General features: G+C 73.5%; 13 protein-coding genes. 7 read left to right on the forward strand and 6 right to left on the reverse strand.

Annotation, left to right across the window (positions count from 1 at the left end):
• Positions 1 to 42 precede the first annotated feature (42 nt).
• Positions 43 to 1476: a WGR domain-containing protein gene (locus J2S44_RS06740; protein WP_310409885.1), complete on the forward strand. Its 1434-nt coding sequence runs from the start codon at positions 43 to 45 to the stop codon at positions 1474 to 1476.
• 821 nt (positions 1477 to 2297) lie between these two features.
• On the opposite strand, the gene J2S44_RS06745 is transcribed toward J2S44_RS06740, so the two are convergent.
• The gene (locus J2S44_RS06745; protein WP_310409886.1) at positions 2298 to 2639 is read right to left on the reverse strand and encodes a helix-hairpin-helix domain-containing protein; all 342 of its coding nucleotides are present in this window, start codon (positions 2637 to 2639) and stop codon (positions 2298 to 2300) included.
• A gap of 16 nt (positions 2640 to 2655) precedes the next feature.
• Here J2S44_RS06745 and J2S44_RS06750 point away from each other — a divergent pair, with 16 nt between their 5' ends.
• Both J2S44_RS06750 and J2S44_RS06755 read left to right on the forward strand, forming a co-directional pair.
• Positions 2656 to 4137, forward strand: a complete 1482-nt coding sequence (locus J2S44_RS06750) for a hypothetical protein (RefSeq protein WP_310409887.1) — start codon at positions 2656 to 2658, stop codon at positions 4135 to 4137.
• A 156-nt stretch (positions 4138 to 4293) separates the two neighbouring features.
• On the forward strand, positions 4294 to 4977 hold the full coding sequence (locus J2S44_RS06755) for a DUF429 domain-containing protein (protein WP_310409888.1): 684 nt from the start codon (positions 4294 to 4296) through the stop codon (positions 4975 to 4977).
• 92 nt (positions 4978 to 5069) lie between these two features.
• Here J2S44_RS06755 and J2S44_RS06760 read toward each other — a convergent pair whose 3' ends face one another.
• From J2S44_RS06760 to J2S44_RS06770, 3 genes are all read right to left on the reverse strand, one after another.
• Positions 5070 to 6251, reverse strand: coding sequence for a vWA domain-containing protein (locus J2S44_RS06760; protein WP_310409889.1), 1182 nt, complete (start codon positions 6249 to 6251; stop codon positions 5070 to 5072).
• Entirely contained in the window at positions 6251 to 7450 is a 1200-nt protein-coding gene (locus tag J2S44_RS06765; protein WP_310409890.1) for an AAA family ATPase, read from the reverse strand. Before J2S44_RS06765 ends, J2S44_RS06760 begins: the two co-directional genes overlap by 1 nt.
• A 134-nt stretch (positions 7451 to 7584) precedes the next feature.
• Entirely contained in the window at positions 7585 to 9120 is a 1536-nt protein-coding gene (locus J2S44_RS06770; RefSeq protein ID WP_310409891.1) for a hypothetical protein, read from the reverse strand.
• A gap of 221 nt (positions 9121 to 9341) precedes the next feature.
• Between J2S44_RS06770 and J2S44_RS06775 the strand changes: the two genes are divergently transcribed.
• Genes J2S44_RS06775 through J2S44_RS06790 form a run of 4 tightly spaced genes read left to right on the forward strand, consistent with a single transcriptional unit; the run spans position 9342 to position 12073 of the window.
• Positions 9342 to 9671, forward strand: a complete 330-nt coding sequence (locus tag J2S44_RS06775) for a PadR family transcriptional regulator (protein WP_307237982.1) — start codon at positions 9342 to 9344, stop codon at positions 9669 to 9671.
• Between the two features lie 14 nt (positions 9672 to 9685).
• Positions 9686 to 10543 (forward strand): pentapeptide repeat-containing protein, encoded by an 858-nt coding sequence (locus J2S44_RS06780; RefSeq protein ID WP_310409892.1) that lies wholly within the window; start codon positions 9686 to 9688, stop codon positions 10541 to 10543.
• Between the two features lie 25 nt (positions 10544 to 10568).
• Entirely contained in the window at positions 10569 to 11318 is a 750-nt protein-coding gene (locus J2S44_RS06785) for an ABC transporter ATP-binding protein (protein ID WP_310409894.1), read from the forward strand.
• On the forward strand, positions 11315 to 12073 hold the full coding sequence (locus tag J2S44_RS06790; RefSeq protein WP_310409896.1) for an ABC transporter permease: 759 nt from the start codon (positions 11315 to 11317) through the stop codon (positions 12071 to 12073). The genes J2S44_RS06785 and J2S44_RS06790 overlap by 4 nt, the downstream gene beginning before the upstream one ends.
• Before the next feature lie 46 nt (positions 12074 to 12119).
• Here J2S44_RS06790 and J2S44_RS06795 read toward each other — a convergent pair whose 3' ends face one another.
• A complete protein-coding gene (locus J2S44_RS06795; RefSeq protein ID WP_310409898.1) occupies positions 12120 to 13241 on the reverse strand; it encodes an L-talarate/galactarate dehydratase in 1122 nt (373 codons plus the stop codon).
• Positions 13241 to 14146, reverse strand: a complete 906-nt coding sequence (kdgD, locus tag J2S44_RS06800; RefSeq protein WP_310409900.1) for a 5-dehydro-4-deoxyglucarate dehydratase — start codon at positions 14144 to 14146, stop codon at positions 13241 to 13243. The genes J2S44_RS06795 and kdgD overlap by 1 nt, the downstream gene beginning before the upstream one ends.
• Positions 14147 to 14287 lie beyond the last annotated feature (141 nt).

Here is a 14287-nt window from a genome sequence, read left to right on the forward strand (position 1 = left end):
ATAGGTTCCCGGGGACTTCGCTTCCGACGAAAGGTCTCCCCGATGCCGGCCGACACCACATACCTCGAGCTCTCCGAGGACTCCGGCAGTGCGCACAAGTTCTACGAGGTGACCGTCGACGGCACCGACCTGACCATCCGCTATGGACGCATCGGCGACCACGGGCAGGTGAAGCGGTCGTCGTTCCCGACCACGGACAAGGCGAGGTCCGAGGCCGCCAAGAAGATCGGGGAGAAGGTCCGGAAGGGGTACGCGCCGGCCGTCGCCGGCGGCCGGCAGAAGCGCTCGGTCACCCGCCGCCAGATCGTCAGCACCCGCTCCACCGCGAAGGCCGCGCCGATCCTCTGGCGTTACTCGTCGGGCAGCGCCGCGTTCGGCATCTTCGTCGACGACGACGTGTGCATGGTGGGCAACGAGAGCGGCATGATCACCACGCTCGGCCACGACGCCTCGGTGCAGCGCCAGTTCCGCCTGCCGGACGGCGTGAAGTGCATCGTGGCCGACGACGGCTGGATCTACGCGGGCTGCGACGACGGCAACGTCTACGACCTCTCCGGCAAGATCCCCCGCCTGGCGTACGCGATCGATCCCGGCATCGACATCTACTGGCTGGACATCCACGACGGCGTGCTCGGCGTCTCCGACGCGCGCGGCGGCATCTCCGCCATCGACCACGAGGACGAGTTCCTCTGGCAGCGTCCCGGCCGCGGCACCTCCGCCTGGATGGTCCGCTGCGACGCCGACGCCCTGCACCACGGCCACTCCGCGGGCGTGACCAGCTACGACTGGCGCACCGGCGCGGAGCTGTGGCACACCGGCACCGGCGGCCCGGTCCTGTTCGGCTGGCAGGAGCCCGGCAAGCTGTACGCGGGAACCGCCCGCAGCCAGGTCGTCGAGCTCGGCAAGAACGGCACCCACCACCGGACGTACCAGTGCGACGCCGCCGTCTTCTCCTGCGCCGCCTCCCCCGACGGCCGCTTCGTCTTCGCCGGTGACAGCGCCTCCTCCGTCTACTGCTTCGCCGCCGACGGCACCCGCCTGTGGAAGCTCGCCACCGGCTGCGGCTCCGCCTACTCCATGCAGTACCACGACGAGCGCCTCTACATCGTCACCACGAATGGCACCCTGGCCTGCATCGACGCCAGCGAGACCGCCATCTCGGCCGCGATGGGCGGCAGCGTCCCGCAGCCGGTCGACGTCAAGGTGCCACCGGCCATGCCCACGGTCGCCCCGTCCACCACCGTCGAGACCGTCCACGACCTCGCCGACGCCGCCGGCGACGTCGTCGTCGAGTGCGTCGAGGACGCCGGCCGCCTCCGCATCCGCGTCGTCTCCGCCGGCTACGACCACAACTGGCAGGTCCAGTTCCCCAAGGGCATCCGCGAGCCCGGCGCCCGCTACGTCGTCTCCGGCATCCGCGAGGCCGCCCGCGGCGGCTTCTACCGCGCCTACGGCGACATCCGCCGCCTCCGCTGACCTTCCCCCTCCGCCGCAGGTTGCCGCGCCCGGTCTCGCGGCAACCTGCGGCCCCACCACCACCCGCACACCCCCGGCCACCCATCGCCGCACGCCGCTCACAGCCGCCGCGCTCCGTCTCACACCGCGCTCCGTCTCACGCCGCGCTCCGTCTCACAACGCGTGCCGCGTCGGGGGCTTCGTCTCGCGTTGCGTGCGGCCGCCGTGTGATCTCCCGCACGCCACGGGACACGCCGCGCTCCTCCCGGGGCTGGTGGTGTCGGCGCGGCGCCCTGATACCGGGCCTCACCAGGGTTTTTGCGATGTGCCGCCGACCGTGCCCCCGCTTGCTTTCCCGCCATCGACGGATCGCACCGTGGCCGTCCTGAGCCCTCAAGCGGGGGCTACGTCAGGACATTTGGTGATTTATCCCGATCGTGCGACGCGAGCGGTCGGAAGCCGCCGAGTGTCCCGCGTGCGGGATGCGATCGTCCACCGTGCAGGGAGCGCGGATCTGTACAACGAAAGTGATTTCCCCGCAGCCGACTCTCCGCGACCGCCTTCCCGCGGCCGACTTCCCACGAGCGGCTTCCCGCGGCCGACTTCCCACGGCCGACTTCCCACGAGCGGCTTCCCGCGAGCGGAGCGGCCGCCCGTGCCGCCGAGATCTGTGTGCCCGCGGCGACGCGGACCTCGTGCCTATGTCGGGCATGTCGCGTTACATCCGGCGGGTGGTGTGACATCGAGCCCCCGGTCGGCAGCGACGTCGAAGTGGTGCTGAGACGAAGCGGCCGCCGCTCGTGCCGTGAGGCACGGGCGGCGGCCGCCAGCGGTGACGTAGGTCAGGCGTTCTTCTGGTCAGCCAGCGCCTGGGCCTGGACCGGCCAGTTGGGCACGCTGGTGGTGGCCCGGATCCCGGCCGCGGTCAACGCGGCACGAACCCCGGCCTCACCGGCTGCCGCCAGCGCGGCGTAGGTGGTGATGCCCGCTGCCTGCAGTGCCTGCGCGGACTTCGGGCCGAGGCCCGCGATCTTCGTCAGGTTGTCCACCGACGCCGTGGCGGGCGGGGCCGGCACGACCACCGGCTCCGGGTCTGCGGCAACCACCGGCTCCGGGTCGGCAGCCGGCGCGGTCTCCGGCTCCGGAACGACCACCGACGCGGCCTCCGGCTCCGGAACGACCACCGGGGCAGTCGCCGGCGTGGCGGCGACGATCGACGCCGTATCCGCCGTGGCGGAAGACACCGGGGTGACCGGCTCGACCGGCCCAACCGCGGTGACCGGCTCGATCGGCGCGACCGGCTCGATCGCGGTAACCGGCTCAGACGCGGTAACCGGCTCGACCGGCGCAACCGGCTCAACCGGTGCAACCGGTGCAACCGGTGCAACCGGCGTCGTCGGTACGGAGGCGGCGGCCGGTGCGGCCTTTGCCGCGCGCGTCGCCTTCGCGGCGGGCGCTGCCTTCGCGGCCGGGGCTGCCTTCTTGGCTGCGGGTGTCCGCTTGGCGGCGGTCTTCCGCGCCGGCGTGGCCTTGGCGGGTGCCGCGACCGGCGTGGTCTCGGTCGTGGCCGGCTCCTCGGTCGTGGCGGGTGCCACGACCGGGGTGGTGTCCGCGCCGGACGCCAGGTCAGCGTCGTTCACGGGCTTGGCCGGCTCGTCACCGGCGACGACAGCGGAGTCCGTGCCGCCGGAGACCGCCGTCGCCGCGGAGCCGGGTTCGGCGGTCGCCGCCGGCTTCGCGTCCGACGTGGCGGACTCGGCATCCGACGTGGCGGACTCGGCGGCCGCCGGTGCCGCGACCGCGGCCGACGGGGCCACGGTCTCGGTGGTGGACGGCGTGGTCGTCGCGGTTCCCGAGTCGACGATGCCCGCCTCCGGCAACGGCGGCGTGACGCTCTTCCCGGACCCGCCGGTCGCGACGGATGACGACACCGGCGCGTCGGTCGAGGCCGGCTCCGTGACCGACGTGGACGTGGAGTCGGCGGCGATGCCCGCCTCCGGCAACGGCGGCGTCGCACCCGCACCCGACGCGGTGTCCGCGGCGGACGAGGGAGACGAGGGGGACGACACGGCCGAGACCGGCTTCGCGACCTCGTCATCCGCGGGCGCCGTCTCCGGCGCGTCCGCGCCGGCCGGCACCGTGATCGCGGGCTCCGCCACCGCCGTCGTCGCGGCCGACTCGCCAGCCCCCGCAGGCGTCGCGGCGGACTCGCCAGCCCCCGCAGGCGTCGCGGCGGACTCGCCAGCCCCCGCAGGCGTCGCGGCGGACTCCTGGCCCGCCGCCGACGCGGCGGAATCCTCGCTCACCACGGCCTTCGCGGCGGCATCCTTCGCCGTGGGCGTCGCGGCGGAGTCCGCCGTCGTCCCGGTGGCCGGTGCCGCGGCGGCCGGGGCCGACGCGTCGGTGTCCTTGGTCGCGGTACCGGAAACGGCGGCGGCGCTGGACGCCTCGGTGACGGCCGGCGTGGCCGGGTTCGCCTCCGTGGCACCGGACGAGGTGGTGTCAGAAACAGTGGTGGCGTCGGTTATGGTGGTAGCCGAAACCGACGAATCCGAAGTGTCCGAAGAATCCGTCTTGACGGGCTTGGTAGTCGGGACCGGAGCGCCGGAGCCCGAAGGCTTGCGGAGCCGGCCCACCAGCCACCAGGCAATGACAACGCCCGCGATTCCCAGGGCGAGGTAGATGAGATTCCGCATGAAAAGCCTCCCGATATACGGAGGCGGCATTGTAGCAACGGCGATGCCGGACCCCGACACGCAGAGGTCGTCCGGTCCACCCGGCCTTGACCAGGCACAGCAGCGGAATCGACCGGCGGGCACGACGCTGTAGCGTGGCCGGATGCCGTTCAGGGTTCTCGGTGCCGACGCGTACAAGGGCGGCTGGGTCGGTGTCCTGCTCGATCAGGACCGCGTCGAGGTCGGCGCCGCGCCGGGGATCGCGGCGCTGGTCGCGTGGGCCGGTCCGCTGGACGTGGTCGGCATCGACATCCCGATCGGGTTGCCGGACGCCACGCGCCGCCGCGCCGACCGGGAGGCCCGGGCGCAGCTCGGCCGCCGGGCGTCGTCGGTGTTCAACACGCCGGTGCGGGCCGCGCTGAGCTGCGCCGACTACGCCGCCGCCAACGCGGAGAACCGGCGGCTGGCCGGTGAGGGGATGTCCGCGCAGGCGTACCGGCTGGGTCCGCGGATCTTGGATGTGGACGCGTGGCTGCGCGGCGGCGGGCACCCGCGGACGATCGAGGTCCACCCCGAGCTGTCCTTCGCCCGGATGGCCGGTGGCCCGCTGCCGGACAGCAAGAAGACCTGGTCCGGCGCGATGCAGCGGGCGGAGCTGCTCCGGCGGCACGGCGTCCGTCTCCCTAGCGACATCGGCCCGGCCGGCCGGCTGGTGCCGGTCGACGACGTGCTGGACGCGGCCGCGGTGGCGTGGACCGCGCGCCGGGCCGCGGCGGGCGAGGCGCGGTGCGTACCCGCGGAGCCGGAGATCTTCAGCGACGGCCTGCCGGCCGCGATCTGGTCATGAGAACAACACCGGAACGCCGCGACCCGGCCGAGAGAGAAGCACCGGAACGCCGCGGCCCGGGCATGGAAGCCGCACACCGGAACGCCGCGCGCTCAGCCGCCGACGCGGACCACGCGGGCCCAGGGCGGCGTGGCCACCCACTTCTCGGACGGCCGGGGAAACAGTCCCACCACGGTACGGGCGGCCGGGCGCGCGGACGGCCACGGCGTCTGACCGTCGGTGAGCAGCACGATCACGTCCGGCCGGCGTTCCAGCGCGGCCGCGACGCCGGCGCGCATGTCCGTGCCGCCGCCCCCGACCAGCGGGATGTCCCGCTCCCGGCAGAACCGCCCGACCGTGGCCACGGTCGCGTCGCAGGACATCACGGTGACCAGGTCGCGCCGGCCGCCGAGCGCGCGGCCGATCGCGGTCACCTCCAGCAGCGCGCTGCCGAGTTCGCGGTCCGAGACCGAGGCGGACGTGTCGACGACCACGCACACGGACGGCGGACGGCGGCGCAGCGCGGGCAGCACCACGCCGGGCAGGCTGGTGGCGCGCCGGCCCGGCCGCTGGTAGGTGTAGTCCTCCCCCACGCCGGCCGCGCTCGCCGCCGACCGCACCGCGGAGCCGAGCAGTTCCCGCCACGGCTGCGGCGGGTGGAACACCTGCTCGGCCCAGCGCTTCCAGCCGTCCGGCGCGTCGCCGGGCGCGCCCACGATGCCGTGCGCGACCCGGAACCGGACCGCGTCGCGTTCCTCCGTGGTCAGTCCGCGCGCACCGGCCGGCCCGAGGTCCCACGGCCGGGCGCCACCGTCCGCGCCGCTGCCGCAATCGAGCCACGCGAACGGCTGGGTGCGCGCGCCGAACGTGAACCGGCGCAGGTAGAACTCCATCACCTCGCCGGCTTCCAGTCCGAGCGACTCCGGGCGCACCGCGTCCGGCGGCATCGGCAGCGCCGCGTCGTACACGTCGTCGTTGATCTCCGCGTCCGCCGCGATGTTCATCCGCAGCCGCTCGCCGGGGCCGTCCACACCGTGTTCCGCGGCGTAGGCGTCGCCCCGCCCGTGGTGGTCGCGCAGCAGGTGCGACACCTCGTGCACCCAGACGCCGGCCAGGTCGGGCACGGTGCGGCGGTCCACGAACGCGGGCGAGACGTAGCAGCGCCAGTGCCGGTCCACCGCCATCGTCGGGGTGGCCGGCGACTCCACCACGTGCAGCGCGAACAGCGCGGCCGCCAGGTAGGGGCGTTCACGCACCGCGTGCAGCCGCGCGGCGTAGAGCTTCTCCAGGTCCATCAGGCCGCCACCGCCCGCCGGGACAACGAGACCGTGCCGGCCAGCCGGTCGATCAGCGCGGGCACGTCCCACTCCTCGCGGCGCAGCGCGGCGAGCGTGGTCGCGGGCACCACCACCAGGTCCGGCGGGCCGGTCTCGGCCGCGCGGGCGAGCAGTGCCCAGGCCGCGTCCCAGCGTTCCCGGGTCGGCCGGTCCCGTACCGCGGAGATCACGCTGTCCAGCACGGCCTGGCGCAGGTCCCCGCGTTCCGGCAGCGGTGCGCCCGCCGGGTCGGCCAGCAGCGTCTCCGGGCCGGGCAGGTCCAGCCGGTCCAGGCCGGCCAGCAGTTCGAGGCCCGGTCCGTCGCCGACCGTGCCCCGGACCAGCATCGACAGCACCTCGCGGGACGTGCCGGCCGCGGTGGCGAACGCGATCAGCCGCAGCGCCATGTCCCAGCTGCGCGGCGACGGCCAGGCACCGCCGCGGGCCTGGTCCGCGCCGGGCAGCCGGTGCACCAGGCCCGGCCGTGCCGTGAGGAACGCCTGCACGGCCCGCCGGGCGTAGGCGACCGCCTCCGGCAGCCGCGCGCGGTCCAGCCGGGGCAGCACCGCGCGCGGCCACACGCCGCCGAGCCCGCGGACCACCACCGCGGCGTCGTGCGTCCACCGCAGATGGACGAACCGGTTCGCCAGCGGGGGGCTGAGTTCCCAGCCGTCCGCCGCGGAGCCGCGCGGGTTCGCCGCGGCCACGATCCGCACGCCGGGCGGCAGCGTCAGCGCGCCCACCCGCCGTTCCAGCACCAGCCGCAGCAGCGCGGCCTGCACCGCCGGCGGCGCGGTCGACAGCTCGTCCAGGAACAGCAGCCCGCGGCCGGCCTCGACCAGCCGCACCGCCCAGTCCGGCGGCGCCATCGGCACGCCCCGGACGGCCGGATCGTCGCCCACCACCGGCAGCCCGGCGAAGTCGGACGGCTCGTGCACGCTCGCGATCACCGTGGTCAGCGGCAGGCCGAGGTCCGCCGCCAGCTGCGTCAGCCCGGCGGTCTTCCCGATCCCCGGCTCACCCCACAGCAGCACCGGCAGGTCCGCCGCGACCGCCAGCGTCAGCGCGTCCAGTTGCACGTCGCGCCGCTCCTCCGTTGCCGTGTCGCCGAGCAGCGCGAGCAGTTCCGCCGCGGTGCCGAGTTGGTCGTCGTTGCGCATCCGTGTCATCACCCTCATCTCTCAAAAGATCAAATTCCTTCGCCGGTACGGTGGCGTCAGCACTCGTTCCGGCGGGCGTCCGCGTTCCGGAGGCGCCGGGTCCCGCGCTCGGAGCGGCGGCATCCGCTGTCTCGCGGGCGCCGGCCACCCGGTCAGCGGTGTCTCCGCCGGGGGCGGTGCCGGGTGTGGCCGCGGTCGACGGCGTACCGCCAGTCGGTGCGTGGCCGCAGCTGGTGGTCCGGGTCGCCGAGGTCGGCCGGCCCGGTGACCGCCCGGTACCGGGCGTAGGTCGCGCGGTGCTCCACGGCCGCGTCCAGCTCGTCCCGCAGCGGCCCGCCGGGCAGCACCGCGGCCGGGCCGAGCAGGTCCTCGACGTCGCGCAGCGCGCCCTCGGTGTCGCCGTGGTCCAGGCGGGCCCGCACGTCGTCCAGGCCCGCCGGGCGCCGGTGCAGCTCGTGGACGACGCGCAGACAGGGCAGCGGCGTGCCGGTCAGGGCGGCCAGCGTCTCCTCCCGGCGAAGCGTGGCGTCGTCGTGGTCGAGCGGCCGCAGCACGCCGTCCACCAGCCCGATCCGGTGGTCGGCGCCGCGGCAGCGCACCACGCGTACCCGCGCGGGGTTCGCCGTTGCTCCCACAACCGGTTCCGCGGCGACCCAGCCGGGGACGAGCGCGGCCGCGACCAGCGGATGCAGCTCGTCCGGCGTGATCAGGCCGGCGCGCAGCAACGTGAGGTCCGGTGGTTCCCAGACCGCCGCCTCCGGCAGCACCGGCAGGCCGCGGCCGGTGCCCGCGGTCAGGCGCGGCGGCGCCCCGGCCGCGCGGTGCAGCACCAGCCGCTCGCCGGCCCCGGCCCGGATCGCGATCGCGCGGTCGCCGGCCCGCCCCTCGGCCCGCAGCAGGATCGCCGCCTCGGCCGCCCACCGGTCGACCGCGCATCCCCGCGCCCGCAGCCGATCCGGCAGGCCGGGTACTGACGTCTCGATCCCACCCACGGCACCGACCACCGCGGCGAGCGTGGCCGGGCCTCCGCGCCGCACCGGCCCACCGCCGCGCGGCGCGGCCGACACGGCCCCCGAGCCGGTCACCGCAGCCAGCGCGGCCGGATCAGCCGGGGCGGCCGGATCAGCCGGGGCGGCCGGATCAGCCGGGGCGGCCGGAAAGTCCGGTGTGGACGGCAGGCCGGCACGGAGGCGGAGCTCCGGGGCGTGGTGCGCGTGCCAGAGGTGCCGGTGGAGGTCGAGGCGGAAGCGCGGGTGCGGGTGCGGGTGCGGGTGCCGGCCGGCGTGGCCGCCCGGCCAGACCGCGAGGCTGATCCGCTGGCCCGCGTCGGCCCACGCCGGCGCCGTGCGCGCGACCAGCCACAGTGGACCGGCGGCGGTCGGGTACCGGGCGAGGCCGATCGTCAGCGCGGGCCGGAGCAGCCCGTCGGGCGCGATCCGGGGCAGGTGCCAGCGCAGCAGATCGGGAGCCAGGTGCCGGAGGTCGGCGCGGATCGCGGCGGCGAGGTCGGCGCCGTGGGTGCGGCCGAGCTCGCGGAGGTCGAGGTCCACGTCGACGCGGGCCGCCGCGCAGGCGCCCGCCCAGTCGCCGGCGCGACGGCGCGCACCAGCGGACATGATCATCGAGGGCGGCACCGCAAAGGCCCGGACGCGCCGCCAGAGGTCCGTGTTCACCGCGCGGGAGCGCATCAGCACTCACCTTCGGTGAAGCGGGCCCCCAATCTGCGAAGAGTAGAGGTCTTCATCGCCGCGAACGCTATCAGCGCGCGCAAGCCGTTTTCCGGCACCGGCCCGGGCCTGGCCGACGCCCACGCGCGCCTCCGGCGGCCGACCACGTACTACGCCGGTCCATGTACCCCGATGGGCTAAGTACCTTGACTGTCACAGTACTAGGCCATACATTAGTCGTCATGAGCACGAGCAAGGTCACCTCCGATCTGCTGCGTGGCAACACGGACACGATGATCCTGAAGCTGCTGACCGAGTCGGATCGGTACGGCTACGAGATCGTCAAGGTCATCGCGGAGCGCTCGCAGGGCGAGTACCAGCTGAAGGAAGCCACGATGTATTCGAGCGTCCGGCGGCTCGAGGCGGACGGCGACATCACCTGGTACTGGGGCGACGAGTCGCAGGGCGGCCGTCGCAAGTACTTCCGGATCACCGACAAGGGGCGCGAGACCTACGCCCGCAACAAAGCCAACTGGGAGTACGCGAAACGCGTGCTCGACACCCTGATGTGAGGGCGACGACGCAGATGACCGACAAGATCGACGAGTACGTGAACGGCGTGTTCGCCCCCTACGAGGGCGCGCGGAGCGTCGGCGACCTGAAGCGCGACCTCCTGGCCGACCTGCACGAACGGTTCCGTGAGCTGCGCGCCGAGGGCAAGGACGAGGCGACCGCGCTGGCGCTGACCATCGACAGCATCGGCGACATCGAGCAGACCGTCCGCGAGGTGTCCAACCTGTCCCGGGTGCTCGAGCGGCAGACCGTGACGCGCTTCGACGGCACCGACTCGGCCGGTGGCGACTTCGCCGGCGTCATCACCCGTAACGGCCGGTTCGACGGCAGCGCGCTGCGCGGTGCCGACTTCTCCCACGCCGACCTGACCGGCAGCACGTTCCGGGGCAGCGACGTGGCGGAGGCGAACTTCGACGGTGCGAACCTGACCGACGTCACCATGACGGCGAGCGAGTTCACCCGTGCCACGTTCCGTGGCGCGATCCTGGTGCGCACCGACTTCAGCACGTCCGGGCTCAACGACATCGTCATCGCGGACAGCGCGCTGACCGACGTCAAGTTCCGGTCGACCGACGTCCGGCGCGTGGTGTTCGAGCGTTGCACCTTCACCGGCGTCGATTTCACCTATTCCGACCTGCGCAAACTCAGTTTCGACGGTGCGGCGCTGACCAGCGTCCGGTTCGACCGGGCCGGGCTGGAGGGCGCCTCCTTCCGCGGCGCGATCCTGCGCGACGTCTCCTTCCGCGCCTGGTCCCGCAAGTACCGCAACGCGCTGCGCACCGTCGACTTCACCGGCGCGCGGATGGACAAGCTCACCTATGCCGGGCTCAAGGGTTACGGCCTCGCGCCCGCCGACGTGATCGTCGAGTAGGGACAACCATGAGAGCAGGGCGGCCATGATACGAATCAGCGGACTGCGCAAGTCCTACGGCGCACTGGACGTGCTCCGGGGCGTCGACCTGGAGGTGGCGCCGGGCAGCGTGTTCGCGCTCCTCGGCTCCAACGGCGCCGGCAAGACCACGATCGTGCGGATCCTCGCCACGCTGCTGAGACCGGACGCGGGGACCGCGACCGTCAACGGGTTCGACGTCGTCGCGCAGCCGGCCCGGGTGCGCGAGTCGATCAGCCTGACCGGCCAGTTCGCCGCGGTCGACGAGATCCTCACCGGCCGGGAGAACCTCGTCATGATCGCCAGGCTGCGGCGGGTGGCCGATCCGCGGCGGGTCGCCGACGACCTGCTGGCCCGGTTCAGCCTGACCGACGCGGGCGGCCGGCCGGTCGGGACGTACTCCGGTGGCATGCGGCGCCGGCTGGACATCGCGATGAGCCTGATCGGGGATCCGGCGGTGATCTTCCTCGACGAGCCGACCACCGGCCTGGACCCGGAGGCCCGGATCGAGGTGTGGGACGAGATCCAGAAGCTGGCCGGCGGTGGCACCACGGTCTTCCTCACCACGCAGTACCTGGAGGAGGCGGAGAAGCTCGCCGACCGGATCGCGATCCTGCACCGGGGAACCGTGGTCGTCGACGGCACGCTGGCCGCGCTGCGTGAGCTGCTCCCGCCGGCCAAAACGGAGCTGGTGGAACGGCAGCCCACGCTCGAGGAGATCTTCCTGTCCGTCGTCGGCGCGAAGGAGCGGCCATGACCACGCACTTTCTCGGCGACACCTCGGTGATGCTCGGCCGCTCGATGCGGCACATCACCCGCAGCATGGACACGATCATCACCGTCACGATCATGCCGATCGCGTTCCTGCTGCTGTTCCGCTACGTCTTCGGCGGTGCGATCCAGGCCGGCACGGACAACTACGTCAACTACCTGATGCCCGGGATCCTGCTGATCGCGATCGCCAGCGGCATCTCGTACACCGCGTTCCGCCTGTTCAACGACATGCGGAGCGGCATCTTCGAGCGGTTCCACTCGATGCCGATCGCCCGCTCGGCCGCGCTCTGGGGGCACGTGCTGACCTCGCTGGTCTCCAACGGCATCTCGGTGGCCGTGATCGTGCTCGCCGGGCTGGCCATCGGCTTCCGGTCCACGGCCGGGGTGCTCTCCTGGCTCGCCGTCGTGGGCATCCTGGCACTGTTCACGCTGGCGCTGACCTGGGTCGCGGTGATCGCCGGGCTGTCCGCCTCCACGGTGGACGGTGCGAGCGCGTTCTCGTACCCGATCATCTTCCTGCCGTTCGTCAGTTCCGCGTTCGTCCCGACGGACACGATGCCCGGCCCGGTCCGCGCGTTCGCCGAGCACCAGCCGGTCACCGCGATCGTGGACACGATCCGCGCGCTGCTGGACCGGCAGCCGGTCGGCACCGGCATCTGGACCGCGCTCGCCTGGTGCGCCGGCGTCACGGTCGTCGCCTACCTGGCCGCGATGGTGGTCTACCGCCGGAAGGTCTGACCGGGGTGTCCCGCGGGTCGCCGACGCGATCCGCGGGACGTCGCGGTCACCGCTGGTGGATCTCCGCGCGGTCCACGGTCCAGGCGCGGGCCCGCTCGCTGATGGTCACGCCGAGCCCGGGCCGGGTGGACAGGTGGATGCGGCCGTCGCGGATGGCCGGCCGCTCGTCGAAGAGCGGGTGCAGCCAGTCGAAGTGCTCGACCCAGGGCTCGTGCGGGTACGCGGCCGCCAGGTGCACGTGGATCTCCATCGCGAAGTGCGGCGCGAGCGTGAGGTGGTGCTGCTCGGCGAGCGCGGCCAGGCGCAGGAACTGGGTGATGCCGCCGATCCGGGGCGCGTCCGGCTGGATCACGTCGACCGCGCCGTGCCGGATCAGCTCCGCGTGCTCGCCGACGCTGGTCAGCATCTCGCCGGAGGCGATCGCGGTGTCCAGCGAGCGGGCCAGTTCGGCGTGGCCGGCCGCGTCGTACGCGTCGAGCGGCTCCTCGATCCAGACCAGCCCGAACTCCTCCAGCGCGCGGCCCATCCGCTGTGCGGTCGGCCGGTCCCACTGCTGGTTCGCGTCGACCATCAGCGGCACGTCGTCGCCGAGCCGGGAGCGCACCTCCCGTACCCGTGCGAGGTCGGTTTCGGGGTCCGGGTGCCCGACTTTGATCTTGATGCCGCCGACGCCGAGCGCCAGGTTCCGGGTGGCGTTGTCGATCACCTCGGCGACCGGCGCGTGCAGGAACCCGCCCGAGGTGTCGTAGCAGCGCACCGAGTCGCGGTAGGCGCCGAGCAGTTTCGCCAGCGGCAGGCCGGCCCGCCGGGCCTTCAGGTCCCAGAGCGCCACGTCGAGCGCGGCGATCGCCTGGGTGGCCGCGCCGCTGCGGCCGACCGACGCGCCCGCCCACACCAGCTTGGTCCAGAGCCGGCCGATGTCGTTCGGGTCCTCGCCGATCAGGTCCGGCGCGATCTCGACCGCGTGCGCGAACTGCGCGGGACCGCCGGCCCGCTTGGCGTAGCCGAAGCCGGTGCCGGTGTGCCCGTCCGCCGTGCCGATCTCCGCGAACAGCATCATCACCTCGGTCATCGGGCGCTGCCGCCCGGTGAGCACCTTGGCGTCGCTGATCGCGGCCGGCAACGGCAACCGGACGGTGGACAGGGTCACGCGCTCGATGCGATCCATCACCGCACCTTTCTGATCAGGTCCGCCAGCGCGGTCCGCTCCGCGGCGGTCAGATCCGTCAACGGCGGCCGGACCCGCCCACCGTCCCGGCCCACCTCGGTCAGCCCGGCCTTGATGATCGAGACGGCGTAGCCCTTGCTGCGGTCGCGGATGTCCAGGTACGGCAGGACGAACGCGTTCAGCATCGCGTAGACGGCCGTCCGGTCCTGCGCGCGCACGGCCGCGAAGAAGCGCAGCGCGAACTCGGGCAGGAAGTTGTAGAGCGCGGACGAGTACGTGCTCACGCCGAGCTGCAGCAGCGGCAGCGCGAACGTCTCCGCGGTCGGCAACCCGCCGATGTAGACCAGCCGCTCCCCCACCCGGGCGTACGTCCTGGTCATCCGCTCGATGTCGCCGACGCCGTCCTTCAGCCCGATCAGGTTCGGGTGCCGCTCGGCCAGCGCCGCGACCGTCACGTCGTCGAAGACCGCGTTGGCCCGGCTGTAGACGATCACGCCCAGATCGACCGCCGCGCAGACCGCGTCCACGTGCGCGGCGAGGCCCGCCTGACTGGCCTCGGTGAGGTACGGCGGCATCAGCAGCAGCCCGGCCGCGCCGTCCTCCGCCGCGGCCCGTGCCTGCGCGACCGCCCGCGCGGTGCCGCCGGTGGCCGGCGCGATCACCGGGAGCCGCCCGCCCACCTCCCGCACCGCGGCGCGGACCACCGCGCGCGTCTCCGCGGACGTGAGCGAGAAGCCCTCGCCGGTGCCGCCGGCCGCGAACAGCCCGGCCACCCCGAACCCGGCCTGCCAGGCCAGGTGCTCGCGGTAGCGGGTCTCGTCGAAGGCCAGCCGGTCGTCGAAGTGGGTGACCGGGAAGGACAGCAGTCCGGTCGTCAGCCGGGCCGCCAGTTCGGTGGGCCGCATGCAGCCCACGGTAGGAAGCGGCGAGCGGGCCTGTCTAAGAGCGTTTTCGCATCACCCGATGCCACCAAGGTATCGATCAATGCCATAAGAGATTTGGACATGCATGGATGTACGGACTTACGTTCGGGAGACAGTGACCCA

It is taken from the genome of Catenuloplanes niger (genome assembly GCF_031458255.1).
Taxonomy (GTDB): Bacteria; Actinomycetota; Actinomycetes; order Mycobacteriales; family Micromonosporaceae; genus Catenuloplanes; species Catenuloplanes niger.

Coding starts and splice junctions, on each gene's coding strand:
- kdgD (WP_310409900.1), bottom strand. CDS start 14,146: ATGCGGCCCACCGAACTGGCGGCCCGGCTGACGACCGGACTGCTGTCC.
- J2S44_RS06740 (WP_310409885.1), top strand. CDS start 43: ATGCCGGCCGACACCACATACCTCGAGCTCTCCGAGGACTCCGGCAGT.
- J2S44_RS06765 (WP_310409890.1), bottom strand. CDS start 7,450: ATGAGGGTGATGACACGGATGCGCAACGACGACCAACTCGGCACCGCG.
- J2S44_RS06780 (WP_310409892.1), top strand. CDS start 9,686: ATGACCGACAAGATCGACGAGTACGTGAACGGCGTGTTCGCCCCCTAC.
- J2S44_RS06790 (WP_310409896.1), top strand. CDS start 11,315: ATGACCACGCACTTTCTCGGCGACACCTCGGTGATGCTCGGCCGCTCG.
- J2S44_RS06755 (WP_310409888.1), top strand. CDS start 4,294: ATGCCGTTCAGGGTTCTCGGTGCCGACGCGTACAAGGGCGGCTGGGTC.
- J2S44_RS06775 (WP_307237982.1), top strand. CDS start 9,342: ATGAGCACGAGCAAGGTCACCTCCGATCTGCTGCGTGGCAACACGGAC.
- J2S44_RS06770 (WP_310409891.1), bottom strand. CDS start 9,120: ATGCGCTCCCGCGCGGTGAACACGGACCTCTGGCGGCGCGTCCGGGCC.
- J2S44_RS06785 (WP_310409894.1), top strand. CDS start 10,569: ATGATACGAATCAGCGGACTGCGCAAGTCCTACGGCGCACTGGACGTG.
- J2S44_RS06760 (WP_310409889.1), bottom strand. CDS start 6,251: ATGGACCTGGAGAAGCTCTACGCCGCGCGGCTGCACGCGGTGCGTGAA.
- J2S44_RS06795 (WP_310409898.1), bottom strand. CDS start 13,241: ATGGATCGCATCGAGCGCGTGACCCTGTCCACCGTCCGGTTGCCGTTG.